Genomic DNA, 20,528 nt, shown 5'->3' with positions numbered 1-20,528 from the left:
GATTTAGTCAGAAGTTGCTGGGAAGTAACGTTTTTTCAAACGAGTTGAAATTACCTCTAATAGAAAGGCAATAATGAGAATTGCGTAGGTAATAAAGCCAACCTCCCGCATATCGAAGTAGAAGCCAGAAGCCATAAAAAGCTCAAATCCAATTCCGCCTGCTCCAGCTGCCGCTCCCATTGCTACGGCTACACCGAAGTTGATTTCAAACCGCAAGAAAACCCATGATAATAAATAGGTAAAAGTAGACGGCAAGACACCACTTCTTACGATATGCCACCAGTTCGCACCAGTGGATTGCAGCGCCTCAAAGATTCCTTTATCGACTTCTTCAAATGCCTCTGAAAATGCTTTAACTAAATAAGCAATAGAATGAAATAACATACCAAGAACCGCCGCTTCACTTCCCAACCCAGCGGCAATCGCAAAGATTAACACCCATAATACCGTTGGAATAGCCCGAATAATCGCAACAAATACACGAACAATTCTTGATACCCATACAGGAGCTAAATTCGTTGCAGCCATCAAAGAAAGGAAAAAAGCAATAATGGCACCGATAATCGTAGCTAAGAACGCTAAACCAAGTGTAATCCCAACTTGATAGATGGCTTCTCCTAAATCAAAATGACTCAATGCCGGCTCAAGAAACATCACTTTCAAGTTATAAGCTGTTTCCGTAATCGCTGAGCCTAATTCCAGCCCTGCATAGTTAAAGAATATAAAGGAAACAACTGTTAAAACTGTCAGAATCATTAATGTCCATCTTACGACTTGATCACCTTTGTTACCCAATTTTATATGAATACGGCCGTCTTTCTTTCTTTTAATATAGGTTGCTTCCATTATAGAATCACCTTCCGTACATAATTTGAAATAAGATCCACAATAATAACGGCAATGACAATACATAATGTCACAAGTGCTACAGCATTATAATTCAAGGTCTTATAATATATATCAAATGTATATCCAATTCCTGTACCCGTTAATATCCCAACCAATGTTGCATTTCTAATATTCGTTTCAATCATGAACAATATCCAGCTGATCATCTGTGGTAAACATTGTGGAATGACCGCCTTATTGACAATCTGGAAATAGGTTGCACCCGTTGCTGTTAATGCTTCAACAGCACTTTGGCTAGCTTCATCAATTGATTCGATAAACGCTCTCGTTAAAAACCCTACCGTCCCAACAAATAGAGCTAAAAAACCTGTCACTGAATTTTGTCCAAAAGAAAGGAGCAGAATCAACGACCATGCGACAACTGGAATATTTCTTGATACGGATGCAATAAAACGAGCAAATACACTTAAGAAGCTATTTATTTTGGTCGTTTTCGATCCAAATAATCCTAAAAAGAGGGAAACAACTGCCGCTATTGTTGTCGCAGCAATGGACATAAAGATGGTTTCGTTTAATTTTTCTAGTATCTTTGGCAATTTGCCAAGCGACTCCTGTGTAATCATTAAGTTTGAAAAAATCCAGCCTACTGCTTTTGGTATTGTCGCCATCCCATCTATGAAATTAAATTGTGTGATAGCTGATGATAAATAGGTGAGAACGATAATGATGAGAAGAAAGATTACTGTCTGCCACCTGCTTTTTCGCATCGTTTTTTCATTCACTGTCATTGCTCCTTATGCCATTATTAAGTCTTTCGTTTCTGTACCATAAATTTTGTTAATTTGTTCTTCAGAAAGTTCACTGCTCGTTCCAGAAAATACAATTTCACCTTTATTCAAACCGATGATACGATCTGAATAATTTTGCGCCACTTCAACTTGATGTAAATTCACTAAACAGGTAATGCCCATCTCCGTACTTATAGACTTTAAATGGTCCATGATAATCTTAGAGGAACTCGGATCAAGCGAAGCAATCGGCTCATCACATAGAACTAGCTTCGGTTCTTGAATAAGCGCCCTGCATATACCTACACGTTGCTGCTGGCCACCGCTTAACTGGTCACAGCGCTTATAAGCATGTTCGTGAATTCCTAATTTCTCTAGTAAGTAAAATGCACGTTCTTTCTCCTCTTCCGTATATCTACCTAAAATTCCTTGCATCGTTGTTTTATAACCAAATCTGCCATGCAGCACATTCTCAATCACCGTCAAACGAGGTACGAGATTATAATGCTGAAAGACCATCCCAATGCTTGTTCGCAATTTGCGTAATTCCTTTTTATTCAAACTTCCTACTTCGTGATTATTAAAAATAATCTTTCCTTCATTAAATTCAACCATTCGATTCATACAACGTAACATGGTTGATTTACCAGCACCAGACGGACCAATGATCGAAACAAATTCTCCAGATTCTATTTCAAAATTAATATTCTTTAATATTTTTACGTCTGATGTATATGATTTTCCGAGTCCCTCTACCTTTAATAATGACATGTGAATTGACTCCTTTATAGCTTATTTAGTAAGTAAAAGTGTACATATACGTAACATATGCACACTTTTACTCATATTCATTTCCCCCTAATGATGGAAAAGTGAATTATTTTGAAAGTTCGCGGATTGGATCATACCATTCATCTTCAACAGCAAGTAGTCTTTCTTTACCTTCTTTAGAGAATAAAGCTGTCTGTTCTGAATCTTTAGGTGCAAAGATTTTTTCATTGTTTGCAAATTCATCTGAAGTTAATAGTTGTTGAATTTTATCAAAATCCTCTTGACCGATTGTATCCATGTTCACTACGAATGGTTCATTTAATACTGGTGTAGCACTCATTAATGTAAATTCTTTACCTGTAACTGTATTAAAAGGTTCTGCAGCATCATCTTTAACGCGATAAACAGCACCGACTGTATTCTCATCACCTTCAGCAATCTCCACATAGTCCTTCACACAAGTATCACAGAATGCCGCAACATCAGCTTTACCCGATAATAAATTTACTGCGGAGCCTTGGTGAGAGTTACCAAATAATACTTGAGAGAATAATGGTCCACCTTCCATTAAATCCTCTGCCGTTAAATCTGCATACTTTTTTTGTTGATTGAAATGAGCAAGAATACTTGCGGATGGAACCTTAAATCCTGATGTTGAGCTGTTTGATACGAATGAGAACCTTTTATCTGCTATCGTATCAAGTGAAAATTCTCCATTTTCTTTGTACTTGTCTTGTTCGTCCAAATTAACCGATAACCAGCTATAGTATTTGGCATCATCCAAAGTACCGGATTTGCCAGATTTTACTGCTATTGTTTGAACAGCATCATTCCTATTATTTGCTTCGACATAACTTTGTGATCCCATAAATGCAAGGTCAGCATTGTTGTTCACTAACGTTTCAATCGCAATGGCATAGTCAGTTGTTAATTGATGCTCAACTTCTTTACCTGTCGCCTCTGAAATAAGCCTGCCAATTTCTTCTCGAGATGATTTCATATCTTCACCAGACTCGTTCGGATACCAAACCATTTTAATCACATCATCAACTTCTGCATTGCCGCCGTTACCAGTTTTTGCAGTATCTCCATTACCTCCAGCACATGCAGTTAACAAAACAGTGAATATTAAAAACATTGCAAACAATAATTTAGTCTTCATTTTTTTCTCTCCCTTATTCATTAATAAATTGATAGTAGAATTTGTGTGACATCTTCCTTCGTTAAAGCAACTGGGTTATTATCCATCCGGCCCTTCGTAAAGGCATTTGTGGCAATCGTTTCGATTATTTCTTCATTGGCCTTGTAATCTCTGAGCTTGCTTGAGAAACCTGATAGCTGATGGAAATGCTGGATAAGCTCTTGAATTTCGCTGCAGCTGCTTACACCAAATGCTTGGAGCAACTTATCGTTTTCAATAATAGAGTCAAAATTGATTTCCATCACTTTAGCCAACGTGATGCTTGCCGCTACCCCATGGACCATTCCAAGTTCCAATGTCAGAGGATATGATATGGAGTGGCATGCCGTTGTCCTTGTATTGCTAAAGGCTAGACCTGCATACAAGCTTCCTAAAGCAATTTCTTTTCTTAATGTAATGTCATTCGGCTGATTTAATACCTTTTCAAAGTTGTTGACAATTTGTTTGATCGCTTCTAATGAATAGATTCTTGAAATTTCATTGGAGCTTTTTGACCAGTAAGCCTCCGTTGCATGACATAAAGCATCTAAAGCAGTTGAAGCCGTTAATTCCTTCGGTAATGATGCTGTTAGTGTTGGGGCAATGATGGCTGTATGTGCATATAAGTGTTCACAATCAACTGACATTTTCACTCCGTTAGCTCGATCCCAAATCGTTGCCCAGCAAGTAACTTCGGAACCCGTACCTGAGGTTGTAGGAATGCCAATCCACGGTACGAAGTTTTGATTTTCTATATAAAGCTTTTGTTTAATCACAGAGCGTAAAGTAGAGATAGAATCTATTTCCATATCCTTTAAGGCAGCTAAGGATTTCGAAAGATCAAGAACACTGCCACCCCCAATTCCTACTATGCATTGATAATCAAAGTTTTCAATTTGTTTATAGTAATGAAACAAGTCTTCCACATCGGGATTGGATATGTTCACTTCTAATGGTTTGACTTCAAAATCCTCAAGGCATTTATAAAGACTACGTCCAGCCTCGGATTCTGAAAAATCACCTCCTCGATGTAAAAGGACAATATTTGTAAGTTGAGGATTGATGGTATTTAATACATCCTCGATGACATCTATCGTGTCTATTTTAATTTTGACTGGATTGTAGTAGTTCCCCATTTTGTTATATCCTTTCTTGTTCGTTTTTTGTTTTGCTTCACAATGCAAGATTAATCCGTTTTCTGCTGTTTTACAATAGGATTTACACTTTAATTACATAACATTTACACTATTTTCATAGAAAATATATAACTTTTACTTTACAAAATACTTTATTTTGCTTTATTTTGCCTTTTTTTAAATATATGCTATGCTTTTTATACTAGTTAATTAAAGGAATAGGGGAGAGCTATATGATGTTACAAGAGCAAAGACATCAAATGATTGAATCCTTTTTAAAACAGCAAAAAGCTGTAAAGGCTTCTGAGCTTGCTACTTTATTGGATGTCTCGATTGATACCGTACGAAGGGATTTAGAGGTTCTAGAGAAAAAGGGAATTGTAAAAAGAGTTCACGGTGGTGCTGTTTTAATCCAAAATACTGATAATGTACTCAACAAGATTTTTAATGAAAGAGAAGTTAAAAATTCAGAAAAAAAACAAGAAGTTGCCTCATTAGCTATTGAATTAATTGAAGAAGGGCAGGCCATTGCTCTAAACGGTGGGACAACGACGATCGAAATTGCGAAAGTACTTGTTGACAAGTTCAAGAGATTAACCATTATTACAAATGATCTTCGTATTTTATCGATTCTTGGAGCAAATAAGAATTTCAATGTCATCCTCACCGGCGGTTTTTTTAATCCAGAGGAATATACTTTATATGGGAAACAATGTGAAGAAATCCTTTCTAATTTTAATATTGATATTGCTTTTATCACGGTGAATGCATTATCGCTTGAACACGGTTTAACAGATTTTAGAATGAATGAAGTAGGCGTTATTCAAACCATGATTTCACGGACCAAATACAAAGTAGTAGTGGCTGATTCATCAAAGTTTGAGACATCGTCTTACATCAATATTTGTCCACTAAAGGATATTGACCTGATCGTTACTGATAGCTCACTGCCATCTAATGTGGTAGAGGAATATAGTAAACAGGATATTCGAATTCTTTCTCCACACTAATCCACAATGGATTGGAATACCAATAAAGGGGTTCTGGTGCAAAAACTTCAAGACAGTTGCAAATAAGCTTTAAATCTTGGACATACTGATACTATTACTCTAAAAAAGGTGCGTGATCAGTATGGAAAAGGGTTTTATAATTAAATTCGAGAAACAAAGGACAGGCTGCTAATTTCTTTTTTCTTCTTTAATTTATGACTATCCTTTAACTTCTATATTCAAAAATTATTGTTGATACTTTGTTCAAAAAAGGAACATCCACAATGGAGAAAGTTCCTTTTTTCATTAATGCTCCTTTATAGGATAAATAATTTCGAACAACAAGTTTCTCAAAAATCCGGTCCTTTAATGGAATAACATGACTGGTACTTTTAAAGGACTTTATTGTTTTTTAAAGAGCTTTATTGTATATTAAATAACTTTATTATCACTTAAAAAATGAAACATGACTAATCCCTTGAGAATCTCATTTAAATATTAACTGGTATGAGTTTTTTATGAGTTTTTCAAATTCAGAGGAAAATAAAAAAGCGACAAACCCTGATAAATCAAGGTTTGTCGCTTTTTTAGGAGATGATATTACATCATGCCGCCCATTCATCAAAGCATATAATAAAAGAAAATAAATTTATAAAATCGTTGATATTATACGAATTCCATCTTTTGCTCAAAATATTTTGAACCAGAAGAAAAATAGACTATGAGCAAAATTATGAGCATTTTTACGATCTTTGGGTAGGTTCATTTTTCCCTACCCTTTTCTAAGTTAAGCAACCTTAGTGCTGCTAAAAATGGTGAAACCATCATCAGCAAAGGCATCGCTATTTATTCAATAACTCCGCCAGCTACTCCAGATAACGAGATCATATCCACTATTTTCTCTGTAGCACCAGGATCTGTCCCATCCCCATAGTAAGCATTTAATGCATCGATAAACCAGTATGTATCAGCTGTAATAGTGGTTCCTCCTGCTTTCATTGCTTGAAGGATTGTTTCAACGGCGATAAATTTTTCGTCAAATGTATATTCTGCCCAATCAGCACCAGTTGCGTTTTCAAGCTCAGATTGAAAACTATCATAAGTGTCAGTTGATCCTAAAGAGGAGTCCGTGCTCGTATCTTCTTCAGTTACAGCAGCAGATTCAGATTGCTCCTTTTCTAATTGTGCGGCTTGTTCCGCCGTATAACCATTTTCCAAGAGAATCGGTTTAGTGGAAGATACCTTTAACTCATAATTCCAGCTATTGTATTCCTCTTCAAGCGTAACCGTCACTTCTTTAGAATCTGCATATTGTTCTTCCAAATCATCACTGAATCCACCTACTTTAGAATCAAAAATAAAATTCTCATTGATGTTTTCCATTTCATCCTGATCATCTCCATTGACGAACACAGTTAAGTCAACTAAATACTCACCATTAACAGGGTTCATACTATCGTATGAAGAAATTTCTGCTTTTACTTGACCTTCTGTATTTACAGCTAAATTAAAATCTGATCCCTTGGAATTTCCTTCAGAATCATTTAACGTAACATCGACTACTGTTTCAGGAGGAAGATTCGTTGTTAAAGTCAAATCTATTTGATTCATTTCTTTATTAAATGATATCTTCTCGGGCTGAACAAAAATGGTTTCTCTTTTTACTTCTATCGTTTCCTCTGATGGATTACTAGAACAAGCAGTTAGTATCATGACTCCGCAAAAAGCTATAATAGATGGTATGATTTGTGGTCTTCTACTTTGAATTCGATTTGCTAGTTTTTTTTCTTTATAATGTTTCATCATGCTCATGTTGTTTTACCTCCATTGAAATACTTCCTTTTCATTACTCTATTATTTTACAGAGATATGAAACTTTTGTATTGTGGTAAAATATTCACATTTCAAAACAGAAGAAAAAATTACTATAAGCAAAAGTATGATTATTTTTATAATTACTGGATAGGTTATCTGTTTCCTACCCAATAATCATATTTAGTACATATCTTTACGTTCTTTTATTTAGGCTCTGTTAAAGGACACTGTTGATTTTCTTATTAAACTAACGGAGCAGAATTCCTGTTAGAAGGAATTTTCGAGTAGAATAAGATTTGAGATATCAACAAAACCAGAGAAAGAAGGTTTTTTGTGGCTTCTGGACGTAATGAAATGATTAAAGCACTAAAAGCGATCCTTATTCCCTTACTAAGAGAAAAGGGATTTAAGGGTTCTTTTCCGCATTTTCGACGAAAATTAGAAACCCGAATTGACCTTATTTCTTTCTTTTTCGATAAATATGGTGGTGGGTTTACCGTTGAAATAGGTGCTTCGCCATCCAATGGCTTTACCATTAAGGGTGGACCACATATTCCTCCTAATAAGGTAAACACTACTCACCACGTTCCACAAACATGGCTTAAGCGAAACGAAGGATATGAATTTAGATATGACGAAGAACCAGTACCGGCTGACATTTACGAAAAGTTAGCGTATGAGGTTGTTTCTCTTTTACCTAAAGCCGAAGATTGGTGGAATTCAAATAAAGTAGCTCGTATTATTAAGAAAAAAGCAAAAAAACAAGGTGAAATCAATTTTGATTGAAGATATAAAAACTGGCTTTTTTTATAAAAAAATCAACACTATCGTTTAACAGAGTCAACAAATTAAAAAAGTTACCTTAAAAAAGGTAACTTTTTTTAATTTTGCCTATTATCGTAAACGTTCTTAATATGATCTATTATTTTTAGATATGAATCCCTTAAATTCTCCATATCTGTGCGTTCTTTGTTGCCTTCAATACGCTGCTTAAAAATTGCTTCCATCTCATCTTTGCAAGAAATGATGGACATCCTCAATTAAGAAAAGTAGTTGAAACCAGGCTAAAGCGTTTACTGAAAAAAGCTGCTATTGAAAAAAATATTACTCCTCATTCATTTAGACACACCCATACTTCCCTTTTGATTGAGGCAGGTGTAGGAGTAAAGGAGATCCAGCAGCGTTTAGGACACACAGATATAAACACAACGATGAACATTTATGCTCATATGACCGTTGATATGGAAGAAAAGGCCTCTCAACAGTTCAGTAGACTGATGAAAGACCTTCTCTAAAAATTATTTTCTTGCAAAAAGATGAGCTTTTTTGCCCGTTATGAGCAAAAGTATGAGCATTCACCTTTATAAAAGCTTAAAACCTATATATATCAAGGCTTTTAGGGGGCTTATTACATCATGCCGCCGCCTTCTTCTGGCTTGTCTGCTACAACGGCTTCAGTTGTTAAGAACATGGCTGCTACAGATGTTGCATTTTGAAGTGCTGAACGTGTTACTTTCGTTGGGTCAATGCCCGTCAGCACTGGGTTTTATAGTGATATTCCATTTATATTCAATTAACAATAACCACTTCTCTTAAAATGGCTACTTCTTTCATTTACTTCCAGTATAGCTATGGGAGATGTTTAGTGTAGGTTTTTGTGGTGCGTATACTACTTTTTCTACATTTGGGACCGAGACCATCACCTTTATGGAAAGAAAAAAAGGATAAATTGGCCTTAGCATATGTCATTTCCTCTGTTCTCATAGGTATTGTTGCTTCTGCATTCGGCTATGGCATGGTTCTGAAAATGTATTCTGTATAAAAAATTATTTACCTAAAATAAGCAATAATGAAATGGTGTTGTTACTCCTTTGTTTTTGACGCAGTCCTGTTATCTTCTTTTAATAAAAATAAGTTGTTATGTAACTGTATAGAAAAGAAAATGCAAAGATAAATTGATAGACTTATAAGAAAAGCTTTTTGATTAGTATACATAATGAAGTTGAATAAAGGGAGATGAACCATGGAGGCGCATGTAAAGAAGTCTTTAGAAGAATGGAAAGAAGAAATTTGTGGTTTATTACATGAAATAGATAAAGAATATGAAGAAGTAAAACGTGAGCTTCAGGTTTATTCCTATAAATTCAGCATCACTAAACAGGTTGTACAATCTACAATCAATGATGAGATTATCCGCAATATCCGTGAACTTTATCATAAGCCATTTGAACAAAGATTTAACCAATTGAAAGAAGAAATAAAAGACCTGGAAGAAAAGAAAAAAGTGTTTCAGATGTTTGTAGAGAAAATTGATAAAGTATAAGAAAAAGAAGAAGTAAAACCATATGCATCTGCTCAATAGTCCGAAGGTAAGCAGTGCAATAAAGAGTGAAGTTTATAGGACGGATAATAGATTAGCCTCCCTTTAGAACATGTTTCCTAAGGGGAGGCTTTTACATGTAAAACCCATTAAGCTTTGTTAAAACAAAAAATCAGACAATGATAAACAGATTGTTACTGTATGCTGCCTTCTGAAGATAAATAACTTTTTTATAGGGACACATAATGATTCTAATTGCCGAACATGACTATACATAATGTCTTCAACGTTTACTACTTGGTTCTCAATGCAATAATCCACAAATTTTCCTAAAAGCATTTCATAATTTTTGATATTTATCTTGGTTGTATTCTTGAAACGTCTGTCATTCAAAAAGTCTTGATACGCAAATTTTAATAACAAAAAAGACTACCTCCTTATTTTCAGGAAGTAGTCTATACTTTTTAAAAAATTTATTTACGTGACCAGTTCTCATCTTGAGAGAAAAGCAGCCATAACTGCTTTTCAAAATGAAAGTGTATGATGCTATTAAAACATTGTTATATCAATGTTTTAATATTACATCATGCCGCCCATGCCGCCCATGTCAGGCATACCCATGCCTGCACCAGCTGGTTCTGGCTTGTCTGCTACAACAGCTTCAGTTGTTAAGAACATGGCTGCTACAGATGTTGCATTTTGAAGTGCTGAACGTGTTACTTTTGTTGGGTCCACGATACCTGTTTCGATCATGTTGACCCACTCGCCAGTTGCCGCGTTGAAACCGATGCCGCTTTCTTCACGTTTTAGGCGTTCCACAATAACAGAGCCTTCAAGACCTGCGTTGTGCGCGATTTGACGAACCGGCTCTTCAAGTGCACGGAGAACGATTTTCACACCTGTTGCAAAATCGCCTTCGCCTTCTATTTCAGCTACTTTATTGTATACATTCACAAGCGCTGTACCACCACCGGATACGATGCCTTCTTCAACAGCTGCACGCGTTGCATTCAGCGCATCTTCAATGCGGAGTTTGCGCTCTTTTAATTCTGTTTCTGTTGCCGCTCCCACTTTAATAACAGCAACACCACCAGCAAGTTTCGCCAGACGCTCTTGCAATTTTTCACGGTCGAATTCAGACGTTGTGTCTTCAAGCTGCGCACGGATTTGGCTTACGCGGCCTTGAATGTTTTGAGACTCGCCCGCACCTTCAACGATTGTTGTGTTTTCTTTCGATACGACAACTTTCGATGCACGGCCAAGCTGTGTAATATCCGTTGATTTCAAGTCAAGACCAAGCTCTTCTGTAATGACTTCAGCGCCAGTTAAAATTGCAATATCTTCAAGCATTGCTTTACGGCGGTCACCGAATCCAGGTGCTTTTACTGCTACTGCATTAAATGTACCACGCAGTTTATTGACAACAAGTGTTGCCAGCGCTTCGCCTTCTACATCTTCAGAGATGAGTAGAAGCGGTTTGCTTTGCTGAACAACTTGCTCAAGAACAGGAAGAATTTCTTGAATGCTTGCAATTTTTTTGTCTGTAATTAAAATATACGGATTTTCAAGCACTGCTTCCATTTTATCTGAATCGGTAATCATGTAAGGAGAAGCATAACCACGGTCAAACTGCATCCCTTCCACAACATCAAGCTCTGTTGTGAAGCCTTTTGATTCTTCGATTGTAATAACGCCATCATTTCCAACGCGCTCCATTGCCTCTGCAATAAGTTGTCCCACTTCTTCATCGCCAGAAGAAATCGCCGCAACTTGAGCAATCGATTCTTTTCCTTCAATTGGTTTTGAGATGACTTTTAAAGACTCAAGTGCTGTTGCAACTGCTTTATCCATTCCTTTACGAATGCCCACAGGGTTTGCGCCAGCTGTAACGTTCTTCAAACCTTCCCGGATCATTGCTTGTGCAAGAACAGTTGCTGTCGTTGTACCGTCACCGGCAACGTCATTTGTTTTGCTCGCTACTTCTGCAACCAATTTTGCACCCATGTTTTCGAATGCATCGTCAAGTTCGATTTCTTTGGCAATTGTTACGCCGTCATTTGTAATAAGCGGTGAACCGAACTTTTTCTCAAGAACGACGTTTCGTCCTTTTGGTCCAAGTGTTACTTTAACTGCATCTGCAAGCTTGTCTACACCAGCAAGCATCGCGCGGCGTGCATCTTCACTAAATTTAATATCTTTAGCCATTTTAAAGCGCCTCCTCTAAATTTTATATTTCTATTTTTTTGTGTAATAATTAACCGATTACAGCTAAAATATCGTTTTCACGCAACAATAAATATTCTGTGCCTTCGTATTTTACTTCTGTACCTGCGTATTTTGAGAAGATGATGCGATCGCCTTCAGCTACTTCAAGTGCTACACGTTCGCCGCTTTCTAGAACACGTCCTGTTCCAACTGCCACAACTTTGCCTTCCTGCGGTTTTTCTTTTGCAGAATCAGGAAGTACAATTCCGCTGGCTGTTTTTTCTTCAGATTCTACTAGTTCGATTACTACGCGGTCACCTAATGGTTTTAACAAGTGAAACCCTCCTCAAAAATAAGTAATTATATTTTATTAGCACTCTACCCATTTGAGTGCTAACACAATTATTATAATAAATGAAGTTAGCTTTCTTTTGCAAGTGTAAAGCAAAAAAATTTTCAAATAGGGCAAGACTGCTTATTTGAAGGCCCCTCTCTTTACTAGTACAATGAATAGTAAGTGAATTGAATAAAGGAGTTTTTATGTGAAAAAAGAATATGGATTTATTTTAATTACGTACATTTTAATGCAATTTTCCGGTTATATCGGTGTTCCGCTTCTTTTTAAGATCGGTGTTTCGACCGGCGTAGAACAAAATGAGATGCAGCTGCTTGCTATAGGTTATTGGACGGTGATTAGTTTTGCCCTTGCGACAGTTATCACTCTGCTTATTTTACGAAAATCCGCGTATGTAAACAAAATTGAAAACCAGTTTTCACCATCTGCTGGAAAATTAATTTTCTGGTCAATCACCGGTGTGTTTCTTGCGTTTTCTGCACAATATGCAGCGATCATTATTGAAACAGCACTCGGTATTGATCAAGGTTCTGAAAACACGCAAGACATCATTCAACTCGTCGAATGGGTCCCGCTTACCATTCTTTCTGTCGCCCTATTTGGCCCGATTTTGGAAGAAATCGTGTTCCGAAAAATTTTATTCGGCTCATTGTATGAACGTATTCCCTTTTTCTTCGCAGCACTCATTAGTGCATTTGTCTTCTCTGTTGCACACAGAGAATTAGAGCATTTTTTATTATATGCGGCAATGGGCTTTACATTCGCATTTCTTTACGTAAAAACAAAGAAATTAATTGTACCTATTGTGGCGCATGTCTCAATGAACTCAATCGTTGTACTGATGCAATATGTATTTGCGGATGATATTGAAGAAATGATCAAGGAAGCAGAACAAGCTCAACAGTTTATTTTGTGGTTTTCGTAAGGAGGTAGAATAATAATGAGACAGTCACCACTAGCTGCAGGGATTTTTTATAATATACTTGGCGGATTTTTCGTTTTTCTCGCCATACAGGACGTAAATGTAAATGGCTTCAGGTTTTTTAACTATATTCTCATTTTGCTGGCAACATTCGACATAGGCACTGGCCTCCGGTTAATGTTCATACATTTCAAAATAAAAAATAGCTGAAATTAAGAGAATCCGCCTCGTTTATTGGGCGGATTCTTCTTGCTCAAGTGCAGCATGGGCTGCTGCCTGCTGTGCTTTTTTATAGCCAATTTTTGAAACAAAAATACTCACTTCATACAAAATAAATAATGGAACACTCACCAGCATATGTGAAATGATATCCGGCGGAGTAATCAGTGCCGCAATGACGAGTAAAACGAAATACGCATAGCGGCGAATCTGACTTAATAATTGCGGTGTGATAATACCTAGCCTTGTCAAAAATAACGTCACAACCGGAAGCTGGAATAATAACCCAAATGGGATCGTTGTCTGAAATAAAAATTGAAAGTATTCATTAATGCCAATGACCTGCTCAATATTCAAATCGCCCGACAGTTTCATCATAAAATGAACAATATAGGGAAATAAAATGAAATATGAAAAAGCGAGTCCTCCTAAAAATAAAAGAACTGATGCGGGAATATAACTAAGCGTCGCTCTTCGCTCTTTTTCATGCAGACCGGGACTGATAAATGCCCACAATTGATATAAAATGACCGGCGAGGTCAAAATAATTCCAATGACAAATGCCATCTGAAAATAAATCTTTAGCGGATCAGTTACTCGAAATGCATTCATCGTGAGCGCTGCCGCTTCATCTGCATGCTGCAAATAGTGAATAATTGGCTTTGCGAGAAAAAGCCCGCCAATAGCAGCAATCAAAAAGAAAACGATGACAATCATAAGCCGTTTTCTAAACTCCTCCAGATGTTCATATACCGTCATATCTTGTCGACTCATCTATCATTCACCCTAACATTACTTGGACTCTTTCTCTTTCTCGTCCTCTTTCCGATCATCATCATCGGCTAATCCTTTTGTTGAATTTTTAAATTCTCTCAGTGTATCACCGGCTGCTCGTCCGAGTTCCGGAAGTTTTTTCGGTCCAAAAATAAGCAATGCTACTGCGCCAATTACGACCATACTGCCAACACCTACCATTGGCACACACCTCCCTTTTCCTTCATCATAACTGATTTATCCCTTAAATACCATGATCATTTTTCAACAGATTGGTCTGGATAATTTTTCAAAAAATATACGAGCGATTGCAATTCAATTGCCAGATCAATATGATGGACGCGAATATCGGAAGGAACGTTTAACCGTGCTGGTGTAAAATTCAAAATTCCTTTTATATTTGCTTGGACTAAACGATCGGTAATAGACTGTGCTGCAGACTGCGGGATCGTTAAAATCGCTACTGGCACGTTCAATTGGGCCAATGTCTCTTCCAACTCGTCCATATGATAAATAGACACCTCTCCAATTGTTGTGCCAACTTTGTTCTCTTCGACATCAAATGCAACCTGAATCTTTGTATTATTATTTTTCAAAAAATTATAGTTTAAGAATGCCGTTCCTAAATTTCCAACACCGATTAACGCGACATTTGTCACTTCATCCTGATCAAGTGTTTTCCGAAAAAAGGATAGCAAATAGCTCACATTGTAGCCATATCCTTTTTTGCCAAGTGCACCAAAATAAGAAAAATCTCTTCGGATCGTAGCCGAATCTACTTTCACTGCTTCACTCAATTCTGCTGATGAAACACGTTGTTTGCCTGAGGAATGCAAGTTTTGAATAAACCGGTAATACAAAGGCAGACGCTTCGCTGTTGCTTGTGGAATTTTCACCGAATCGCTGTTCATTTTTATCCTCCTTACGTGATACCGCTTCCACATTTCATTTTTTTCTTATAGTACAATCATAAATCTTTGTCACCTTTTTCACAAGAACTGCTTCTTTTCCATTGCCCGCTCCCGCTTCCTCGAGTAAAGTGAAAGTGAGGTGAAAAACATGATACTTCTTCAAGTACAGCAGCTCTCGAAATATTATGGAGCTGAACTTATTTTATCGAATATAAAGCTTGAAGTGCAGTCAGGTGATCGGATTGCACTTGTCGGACGAAATGGCGCTGGCAAATCGACGCTCTTAAAAATAATTGCTGGACAGCTTTCATACGAGTCTGGTGCGATTATAAAGCCGAAAGACGTCACCATTGGATATTTAGCTCAGGACACCGGTCTTGAATCAAACCTTTCCATCTGGGATGAAATGAATAGCGTTTTCGACAATCTTCGGGAAATGGAGCAGCAATTGCGCAGTCTCGAAGCGGATATGGCCAATCCAGATGTATATAATGATCCAAAGCTGTACGAGCAAGTAATGACCGCTTATGACCAACTTCAAAATGAATTTAAAGAAGCCGGCGGTTATCAATATGAAGCGGATTTACGCTCCGTTCTGCATGGGTTCAATTTCCAACAGTATGATTACGATACGCTTATTTCCACATTAAGCGGTGGGCAAAAGACACGTCTCGCTCTTGCAAAGTTGCTTTTAACGAAGCCTAGTGTTTTAATTCTTGATGAACCGACGAACCATCTTGATATTGATACACTTTCCTGGCTTGAACATCACTTGCAAGGATATACCGGTGCGATTTTAATCGTCTCTCATGATCGCTACTTCCTTGATAAAACCGTTAATCAAGTATACGAGATGTCTCGAAACAAAATTCGCAAATATGCTGGAAACTACAGTAAATATTTAATTCAAAAAGCAGATCAATACGAGCGCGAAATGAAACAATTTGAAAAACAGCAGGAAGAAGCCGCAAAGCTTGAAGCATTTATTCAGCGCAATATTGCCCGTGCTTCTACTACAAAACGGGCACAAAGCAGACAAAAACAACTTGACCGTATGGACATGATGACAAGGCCTGGCGGTAATGAAAAGCCGCCAAGTATGTTATTTGATATCGACCGGCAAAGTGGAAATGAAGTGTTAAAAATTGAAGGTGCCTCTATCGGCTATGACGGACAGACAATTGTTTCTGAATTATCACTTGATATATCTAGAGGTGAAAGCATCGCTCTCGTCGGTCCAAACGGTGCTGGCAAATCAACTTTGCTGAAATCGATCACGGGTGAATTGCCTCTTCTAGCCGGTGAGATCCGGCTAGGAGCGAATGTTGAAATCGGTTATTATGATCAAGAACAGTCTCATTTAAACCGGTCAAAAACGGTATTAGCTGAACTTTGGGACGAGTATCCTGGTACTCAGGAAAAAGAGATACGAACAATTCTTGGCACCTTTCTTTTTTCAGGTGATGACGTATTAAAACCAGTTTCAGCACTAAGCGGCGGCGAAAAAGCCCGCCTTGCACTCGCTAAACTGACGATGCAAAAAGCAAATTTACTTATACTTGATGAACCGACAAACCATCTAGATCTCGATAGTAAGGAAGTGCTTGAAAATGCATTGATTGATTATCCCGGCACCCTTTTATTCGTCTCACATGACCGTTATTTTATCAACCGGATTGCCACTCAAGTGGTGGAACTTGACCAAACAAAAGCAGGTGTCACCGTCTACCTTGGGGATTACGACTATTTTGTAGAAAAGAAAAATGAACAGGAAGAACTTGCTGCTCTCGAAACAGCAAACACGATTTCAACGATGACAAAACCTGTTGCTGCTGATTCATACAAAACGGATAAAGAACAACGAAAACGGGATCGTCAGCGTCTTCGCCGAATTGAAGAAATTGAATCGAAAATTGCTGAGCATGAAGGAATTATAACAGAAGCAGAAGGACTCCTCTGCCTGCCTGAAATATACGAAGATCATTCAAAATCAATGGAGTTACAGCAACAATTAGAACAAGCAAACCATGCCATTGAATTACTAATGGAAGAATGGGAAACATTACAAGAAGAATAAAAAAGCACGGTGCTATCCACAGCATCGTGCTTTTTTATCCCCAATTTTATATTATTAAAGAGCTTGTAAAAAAGCTTTCCACAGAACTTATCCACACTATCCACAGAAATTGACTGTGTTTTTCCCCATTATCCACAATAAAACAGATAGACTAATGTCTATTTGTTAAAATTCTTCAATATCCAATCCTGGATGACCATTCATATCCATTCCATCCCTTTTCCCTTGTTCAAACAAAATAGTGCCTGCCGCTGCAATCATCGCTGCATTGTCCGTACAGAGCGCTAGAGGTGGAATTAGTAAGTCACTGTTCTCTATTTTACGAAATGCATTCTCAAGAGACTCTCGAAGCCCTTTATTAGCCGCTACTCCACCAGCTAATAATACTTGCTTCACATCATATTCTTTCGCTGCCCGCACTGTTTTTTCTGTCAGCACCTCTACGACACTCGCTTGAAAACTCGCAGCCAAATTTTCCGGATTAATCTCTTCGCCACGCTGTTCCGCATTATGCACTGTATTAATAACCGCCGATTTCAATCCGCTAAAACTAAAATCGTACGATCCTTCTTCTAAACGAATACGGGGCAATGAGTACGTATCCTGGCCCTTAGCCGCCAACCGGTCAATATGCGGGCCGCCTGGATAAGGTAAACTCAATGTACGAGCTACTTTATCATATGCCTCGCCAGCTGCATCATCACGCGTCTCGCCAATTACTTCAAATGAACCATGTTCTTTCATATAGATAAGTTCCGTATGCCCCCCAGAAACAACTAATGACATAAGAGGGAAAGACATCTCCTGAACTAACCGGTTTGCATAAATATGCCCTGCGATATGGTGAACGCCAATAAGCGGTAAATCGTGTGCAAATGCAATCGTTTTCGCTGCATTGACCCCGACTAAAAGGGCTCCGACAAGACCTGGTCCTTTTGTTACTGCAATCGCATCCATATCTTTAAATGTTAAGTCTGCCTGTTTTAATGTTTCCTCAAACACTGCAATAATTTGTTCCACATGATGACGTGATGCAATTTCTGGTACGACGCCACCAAATCGTTTATGGCTTTCAATTTGTGACGAAACGACATTTGCTATAATATCTGTTCCATTTTTAATCACTGCCGCGGCTGTCTCATCACAGCTCGTCTCAATTCCGAATATAAATATATCTTTTTTCATTACAAATTCACCCACATTACTAAAGCATCCTCTAAATCATCGGTATAATACTGCTTCCGGATTCCACCCGGCTGCAACCCGAATTTTTCATAAAGCGAACGTGCCGGTGTATTGCTTACTCTCACTTCTAATGAAAGCATTTTACCTCCATGACGCCGTGCTTCATTGATCACAAAACCAAGCAATTTTTCACCGTAATGATTGCCCCGATATTCAGGCAAAATGGCGATATTCGTTACCTGTACTTGGTCATACACAATCCACATACCGCAGTAGCCAATCACTTTATCTTCTATTTCAGCTACATGGTAAAGAGCAAAATGATTTGAAGTAATTTCTTTTTCTAATGCCTCTTTTGACCATGGAACTGTAAAACTAGCCAATTCTATTTCATACACTGCAGAAACATCATCCAAGGTCATTTTCCGCACAAAAAGCTCACTCATCAGACTTCCCCTTCTTTTCATTCGCTTTAAGCCACTTCGCCTCTGCCTCAGCTAGCCGTGCATAGTTCGGCACAACTTGTGACGGGTCTTGCTCTATTCCTGATGCGAATGCAAGAAGAGCAGCAGGACGTGTATATGGAACCGATTTTCCTGCAAATGCGGCGGCACTGCCCATCAATTTAGCTATAATTGGCTCATGTATAATGCTTTCCTGTCCAACAAATAATACAGGCTCTCCAATTCTAAGAAGCTCTTGGCACCAGTCTGTAATAAGAACATTCTGATCTTCTTTTAGCGATTCCACTAAACCGTTCGATAATCGATACAGTCCTGTAAATACCTGTCCCCTGCGAGCATCAAATATAGGACAAACAAGGCCTTCAATTAATGGAGCGGATGCTGCAAGTGATGCAAGCCCCGATACAGCAGTTAGAGGAATATTTAACGTCCATGCCAATGTTTTCGCAATCGTGACACCGATTCGAACACCTGTATAAGAACCCGGTCCATTTGCTACTATAATTTTGTTCAAATCACCTGGCTTCATATCGACCTCACTCATAAGCGCTTCAATGGCCGGCATTACCCTAATTGAATGATTTTTTTTCACATTTGTTATCTGCTCCGCAAGTATAACATCACCATCGGACACACCGATCGACAATGTATATGTAGAAGTATCAATTGCCAGTATTTTCAAATTTCATCACCTTCTCACTTATTCGATCATAACGATCACCTTCTATAGTTAAAACTATTTCACGCTGACCATCAAGTCCCGTATGATAAATATTAATTTTTATATATTCATCTGGCAGTTGTCCTTCAATTAAATGTGCCCATTCCACGATTGAAATACCTTCCCCATAAAAATATTCGTCAAAACCAAGATCTTCTTCTGAGTCGGGGCCAAGTCGATACACATCCATATGATACAATGGATATTTCCCTTTATATTCTTTAATAATTGTAAATGTTGGACTGTTAACATTTTTCTTAACACCTAAAGCAACTGCAACTCCTTGAGTAAATGTTGTTTTCCCTGCACCTAAATCTCCTTCAAGCAAAACTACATCACCAGGTAATAGCAACGAAGCAATATGCGCCGCAAACATTTTCATTTCTTCTACATTATCAATGATAAATTTATAAGAAGATGTCATAAGTATTTACCTTCTTTCCTCGAAAAAAAACCTTAGGATTATATCTCCTAAGGTTTCCTATTCTTATTATATCGAATATACTTGATTAAAAAAAGAATTCTTCTTAATATAAAATGGCGGTCCGGACGGGACTCGAACCCGCGACCTCCTGCGTGACAGGCAGGCATTCTAACCAACTGAACTACCGGACCAATGATTGCGGGGGCAGGATTTGAACCTGCGACCTTCGGGTTATGAGCCCGACGAGCTACCGAGCTGCTCCACCCCGCGACGATAAAATAATTTTTATGAATTTCGCCAGGCGGCGTCCTGCTCTCACAGGGGGAAACCCCCAACTACCATCGGCGCTGAAGAGCTTAACTGCCGTGTTCGGGATGGGAACGGGTGTGACCTCTTCGCTAATGCCACCTGACTATGAAATTG

General features: G+C 38.0%; 21 protein-coding genes, 2 tRNA genes, 1 rRNA gene and 2 pseudogenes. 7 read left to right on the top strand and 19 right to left on the bottom strand.

Going from position 1 to position 20,528, the window contains the following annotated elements; all coding sequences use genetic code 11:
* Positions 1–3: 3 nt before the first annotated feature.
* The 5 genes from ACZYRN_RS17465 to ACZYRN_RS17445 form a co-directional block, all read right to left on the bottom strand.
* Positions 4–846: an ABC transporter permease subunit gene (locus ACZYRN_RS17465; RefSeq protein ID WP_488912898.1), complete on the bottom strand. Its 843-nt coding sequence runs from the start codon at positions 844–846 to the stop codon at positions 4–6.
* A complete protein-coding gene (phnE, locus tag ACZYRN_RS17460; RefSeq protein ID WP_488912897.1) occupies positions 846–1,631 on the bottom strand; it encodes a phosphonate ABC transporter, permease protein PhnE in 786 nt (261 codons plus the stop codon). The genes ACZYRN_RS17465 and phnE overlap by 1 nt, the downstream gene beginning before the upstream one ends.
* A 12-nt stretch (positions 1,632–1,643) precedes the next feature.
* Positions 1,644–2,408 (bottom strand): phosphonate ABC transporter ATP-binding protein, encoded by a 765-nt coding sequence (phnC, locus tag ACZYRN_RS17455; RefSeq protein WP_488912896.1) that lies wholly within the window; start codon positions 2,406–2,408, stop codon positions 1,644–1,646.
* Positions 2,409–2,514: 106 nt separating this feature from the next.
* Positions 2,515–3,570 (bottom strand): PhnD/SsuA/transferrin family substrate-binding protein, encoded by a 1,056-nt coding sequence (locus ACZYRN_RS17450; RefSeq protein WP_488912895.1) that lies wholly within the window; start codon positions 3,568–3,570, stop codon positions 2,515–2,517.
* A gap of 20 nt (positions 3,571–3,590) precedes the next feature.
* The gene (locus tag ACZYRN_RS17445) at positions 3,591–4,724 is read right to left on the bottom strand and encodes a phosphonoacetaldehyde reductase (protein WP_488912894.1); all 1,134 of its coding nucleotides are present in this window, start codon (positions 4,722–4,724) and stop codon (positions 3,591–3,593) included.
* 233 nt (positions 4,725–4,957) lie between these two features.
* Between ACZYRN_RS17445 and ACZYRN_RS17440 the strand changes: the two genes are divergently transcribed.
* Positions 4,958–5,734: a DeoR/GlpR family DNA-binding transcription regulator gene (locus ACZYRN_RS17440; protein ID WP_488912893.1), complete on the top strand. Its 777-nt coding sequence runs from the start codon at positions 4,958–4,960 to the stop codon at positions 5,732–5,734.
* 825 nt (positions 5,735–6,559) lie between these two features.
* On the opposite strand, the gene ACZYRN_RS17435 is transcribed toward ACZYRN_RS17440, so the two are convergent.
* On the bottom strand, positions 6,560–7,525 hold the full coding sequence (locus tag ACZYRN_RS17435) for a hypothetical protein (protein WP_488912892.1): 966 nt from the start codon (positions 7,523–7,525) through the stop codon (positions 6,560–6,562).
* 336 nt (positions 7,526–7,861) lie between these two features.
* Between ACZYRN_RS17435 and ACZYRN_RS17430 the strand changes: the two genes are divergently transcribed.
* Positions 7,862–8,314 (top strand): DUF4304 domain-containing protein, encoded by a 453-nt coding sequence (locus ACZYRN_RS17430; RefSeq protein ID WP_488912891.1) that lies wholly within the window; start codon positions 7,862–7,864, stop codon positions 8,312–8,314.
* A 224-nt stretch (positions 8,315–8,538) separates the two neighbouring features.
* Positions 8,539–8,823, top strand: a pseudogene (locus ACZYRN_RS17425) (tyrosine-type recombinase/integrase); the annotation flags it as partial.
* A gap of 113 nt (positions 8,824–8,936) precedes the next feature.
* Here ACZYRN_RS17425 and ACZYRN_RS17420 read toward each other — a convergent pair.
* A pseudogene (locus tag ACZYRN_RS17420) lies at positions 8,937–9,056 on the bottom strand (hypothetical protein); the annotation flags it as partial.
* Between the two features lie 495 nt (positions 9,057–9,551).
* On the opposite strand from ACZYRN_RS17420, the gene ACZYRN_RS17415 reads away from it, so the two are divergent.
* Positions 9,552–9,851, top strand: coding sequence for a hypothetical protein (locus ACZYRN_RS17415; RefSeq protein WP_488912890.1), 300 nt, complete (start codon positions 9,552–9,554; stop codon positions 9,849–9,851).
* A 576-nt stretch (positions 9,852–10,427) separates the two neighbouring features.
* Here ACZYRN_RS17415 and groL read toward each other — a convergent pair.
* Positions 10,428–12,053, bottom strand: coding sequence for a chaperonin GroEL (groL, locus tag ACZYRN_RS17410; RefSeq protein ID WP_488912889.1), 1,626 nt, complete (start codon positions 12,051–12,053; stop codon positions 10,428–10,430).
* 49 nt (positions 12,054–12,102) lie between these two features.
* On the bottom strand, positions 12,103–12,387 hold the full coding sequence (gene groES, locus ACZYRN_RS17405) for a co-chaperone GroES (RefSeq protein ID WP_488912888.1): 285 nt from the start codon (positions 12,385–12,387) through the stop codon (positions 12,103–12,105).
* 208 nt (positions 12,388–12,595) lie between these two features.
* On the opposite strand from groES, the gene ACZYRN_RS17400 reads away from it, so the two are divergent.
* Positions 12,596–13,333 carry a CPBP family intramembrane glutamic endopeptidase gene (locus ACZYRN_RS17400; protein ID WP_488912887.1) on the top strand — a complete coding sequence of 246 codons (738 nt, stop codon included), beginning with the start codon at positions 12,596–12,598 and terminating at the stop codon, positions 13,331–13,333.
* A 15-nt stretch (positions 13,334–13,348) separates the two neighbouring features.
* Entirely contained in the window at positions 13,349–13,540 is a 192-nt protein-coding gene (locus ACZYRN_RS17395; protein ID WP_488912886.1) for a DUF4305 domain-containing protein, read from the top strand.
* Positions 13,541–13,561: 21 nt separating this feature from the next.
* Here the strand turns inward: ACZYRN_RS17395 and tatC are convergent, their stop codons facing one another.
* Genes tatC through ACZYRN_RS17380 form a run of 3 tightly spaced genes read right to left on the bottom strand, consistent with a single transcriptional unit; the run spans position 13,562 to position 15,234 of the window.
* Positions 13,562–14,323, bottom strand: coding sequence for a twin-arginine translocase subunit TatC (gene tatC, locus ACZYRN_RS17390; protein WP_488912885.1), 762 nt, complete (start codon positions 14,321–14,323; stop codon positions 13,562–13,564).
* Positions 14,324–14,341: 18 nt separating this feature from the next.
* Positions 14,342–14,524, bottom strand: coding sequence for a twin-arginine translocase TatA/TatE family subunit (locus ACZYRN_RS17385; RefSeq protein ID WP_488912884.1), 183 nt, complete (start codon positions 14,522–14,524; stop codon positions 14,342–14,344).
* A 56-nt stretch (positions 14,525–14,580) separates the two neighbouring features.
* Positions 14,581–15,234, bottom strand: coding sequence for a redox-sensing transcriptional repressor Rex (locus ACZYRN_RS17380; protein ID WP_488912883.1), 654 nt, complete (start codon positions 15,232–15,234; stop codon positions 14,581–14,583).
* Positions 15,235–15,382: 148 nt separating this feature from the next.
* On the opposite strand from ACZYRN_RS17380, the gene ACZYRN_RS17375 reads away from it, so the two are divergent.
* Positions 15,383–17,311 (top strand): ABC-F family ATP-binding cassette domain-containing protein, encoded by a 1,929-nt coding sequence (locus tag ACZYRN_RS17375; RefSeq protein WP_488912882.1) that lies wholly within the window; start codon positions 15,383–15,385, stop codon positions 17,309–17,311.
* Between the two features lie 165 nt (positions 17,312–17,476).
* Here ACZYRN_RS17375 and tsaD read toward each other — a convergent pair whose 3' ends face one another.
* The 7 genes from tsaD to rrf form a co-directional block, all read right to left on the bottom strand.
* On the bottom strand, positions 17,477–18,496 hold the full coding sequence (gene tsaD, locus ACZYRN_RS17370) for a tRNA (adenosine(37)-N6)-threonylcarbamoyltransferase complex transferase subunit TsaD (RefSeq protein WP_488912881.1): 1,020 nt from the start codon (positions 18,494–18,496) through the stop codon (positions 17,477–17,479).
* On the bottom strand, positions 18,496–18,942 hold the full coding sequence (gene rimI, locus ACZYRN_RS17365) for a ribosomal protein S18-alanine N-acetyltransferase (protein WP_488912880.1): 447 nt from the start codon (positions 18,940–18,942) through the stop codon (positions 18,496–18,498). Before rimI ends, tsaD begins: the two co-directional genes overlap by 1 nt.
* Positions 18,935–19,642, bottom strand: a complete 708-nt coding sequence (gene tsaB / locus ACZYRN_RS17360) for a tRNA (adenosine(37)-N6)-threonylcarbamoyltransferase complex dimerization subunit type 1 TsaB (protein ID WP_488912879.1) — start codon at positions 19,640–19,642, stop codon at positions 18,935–18,937. The genes rimI and tsaB overlap by 8 nt, the downstream gene beginning before the upstream one ends.
* Positions 19,623–20,105, bottom strand: a complete 483-nt coding sequence (gene tsaE, locus ACZYRN_RS17355; RefSeq protein WP_488912878.1) for a tRNA (adenosine(37)-N6)-threonylcarbamoyltransferase complex ATPase subunit type 1 TsaE — start codon at positions 20,103–20,105, stop codon at positions 19,623–19,625. Before tsaE ends, tsaB begins: the two co-directional genes overlap by 20 nt.
* Positions 20,106–20,219: 114 nt before the next feature.
* Positions 20,220–20,296, bottom strand: a tRNA-Asp gene (locus tag ACZYRN_RS17350).
* A gap of 5 nt (positions 20,297–20,301) precedes the next feature.
* Positions 20,302–20,375, bottom strand: a tRNA-Met gene (locus ACZYRN_RS17345).
* A gap of 26 nt (positions 20,376–20,401) precedes the next feature.
* A 5S ribosomal RNA gene (gene rrf / locus ACZYRN_RS17340) occupies positions 20,402–20,517 on the bottom strand.
* Between the last annotated feature and the right edge of the window lie 11 nt (positions 20,518–20,528).

It is taken from the genome of Domibacillus sp. F004 (assembly GCF_057814295.1).
This window is presented reverse-complemented; position numbering and strand designations above follow the sequence as displayed.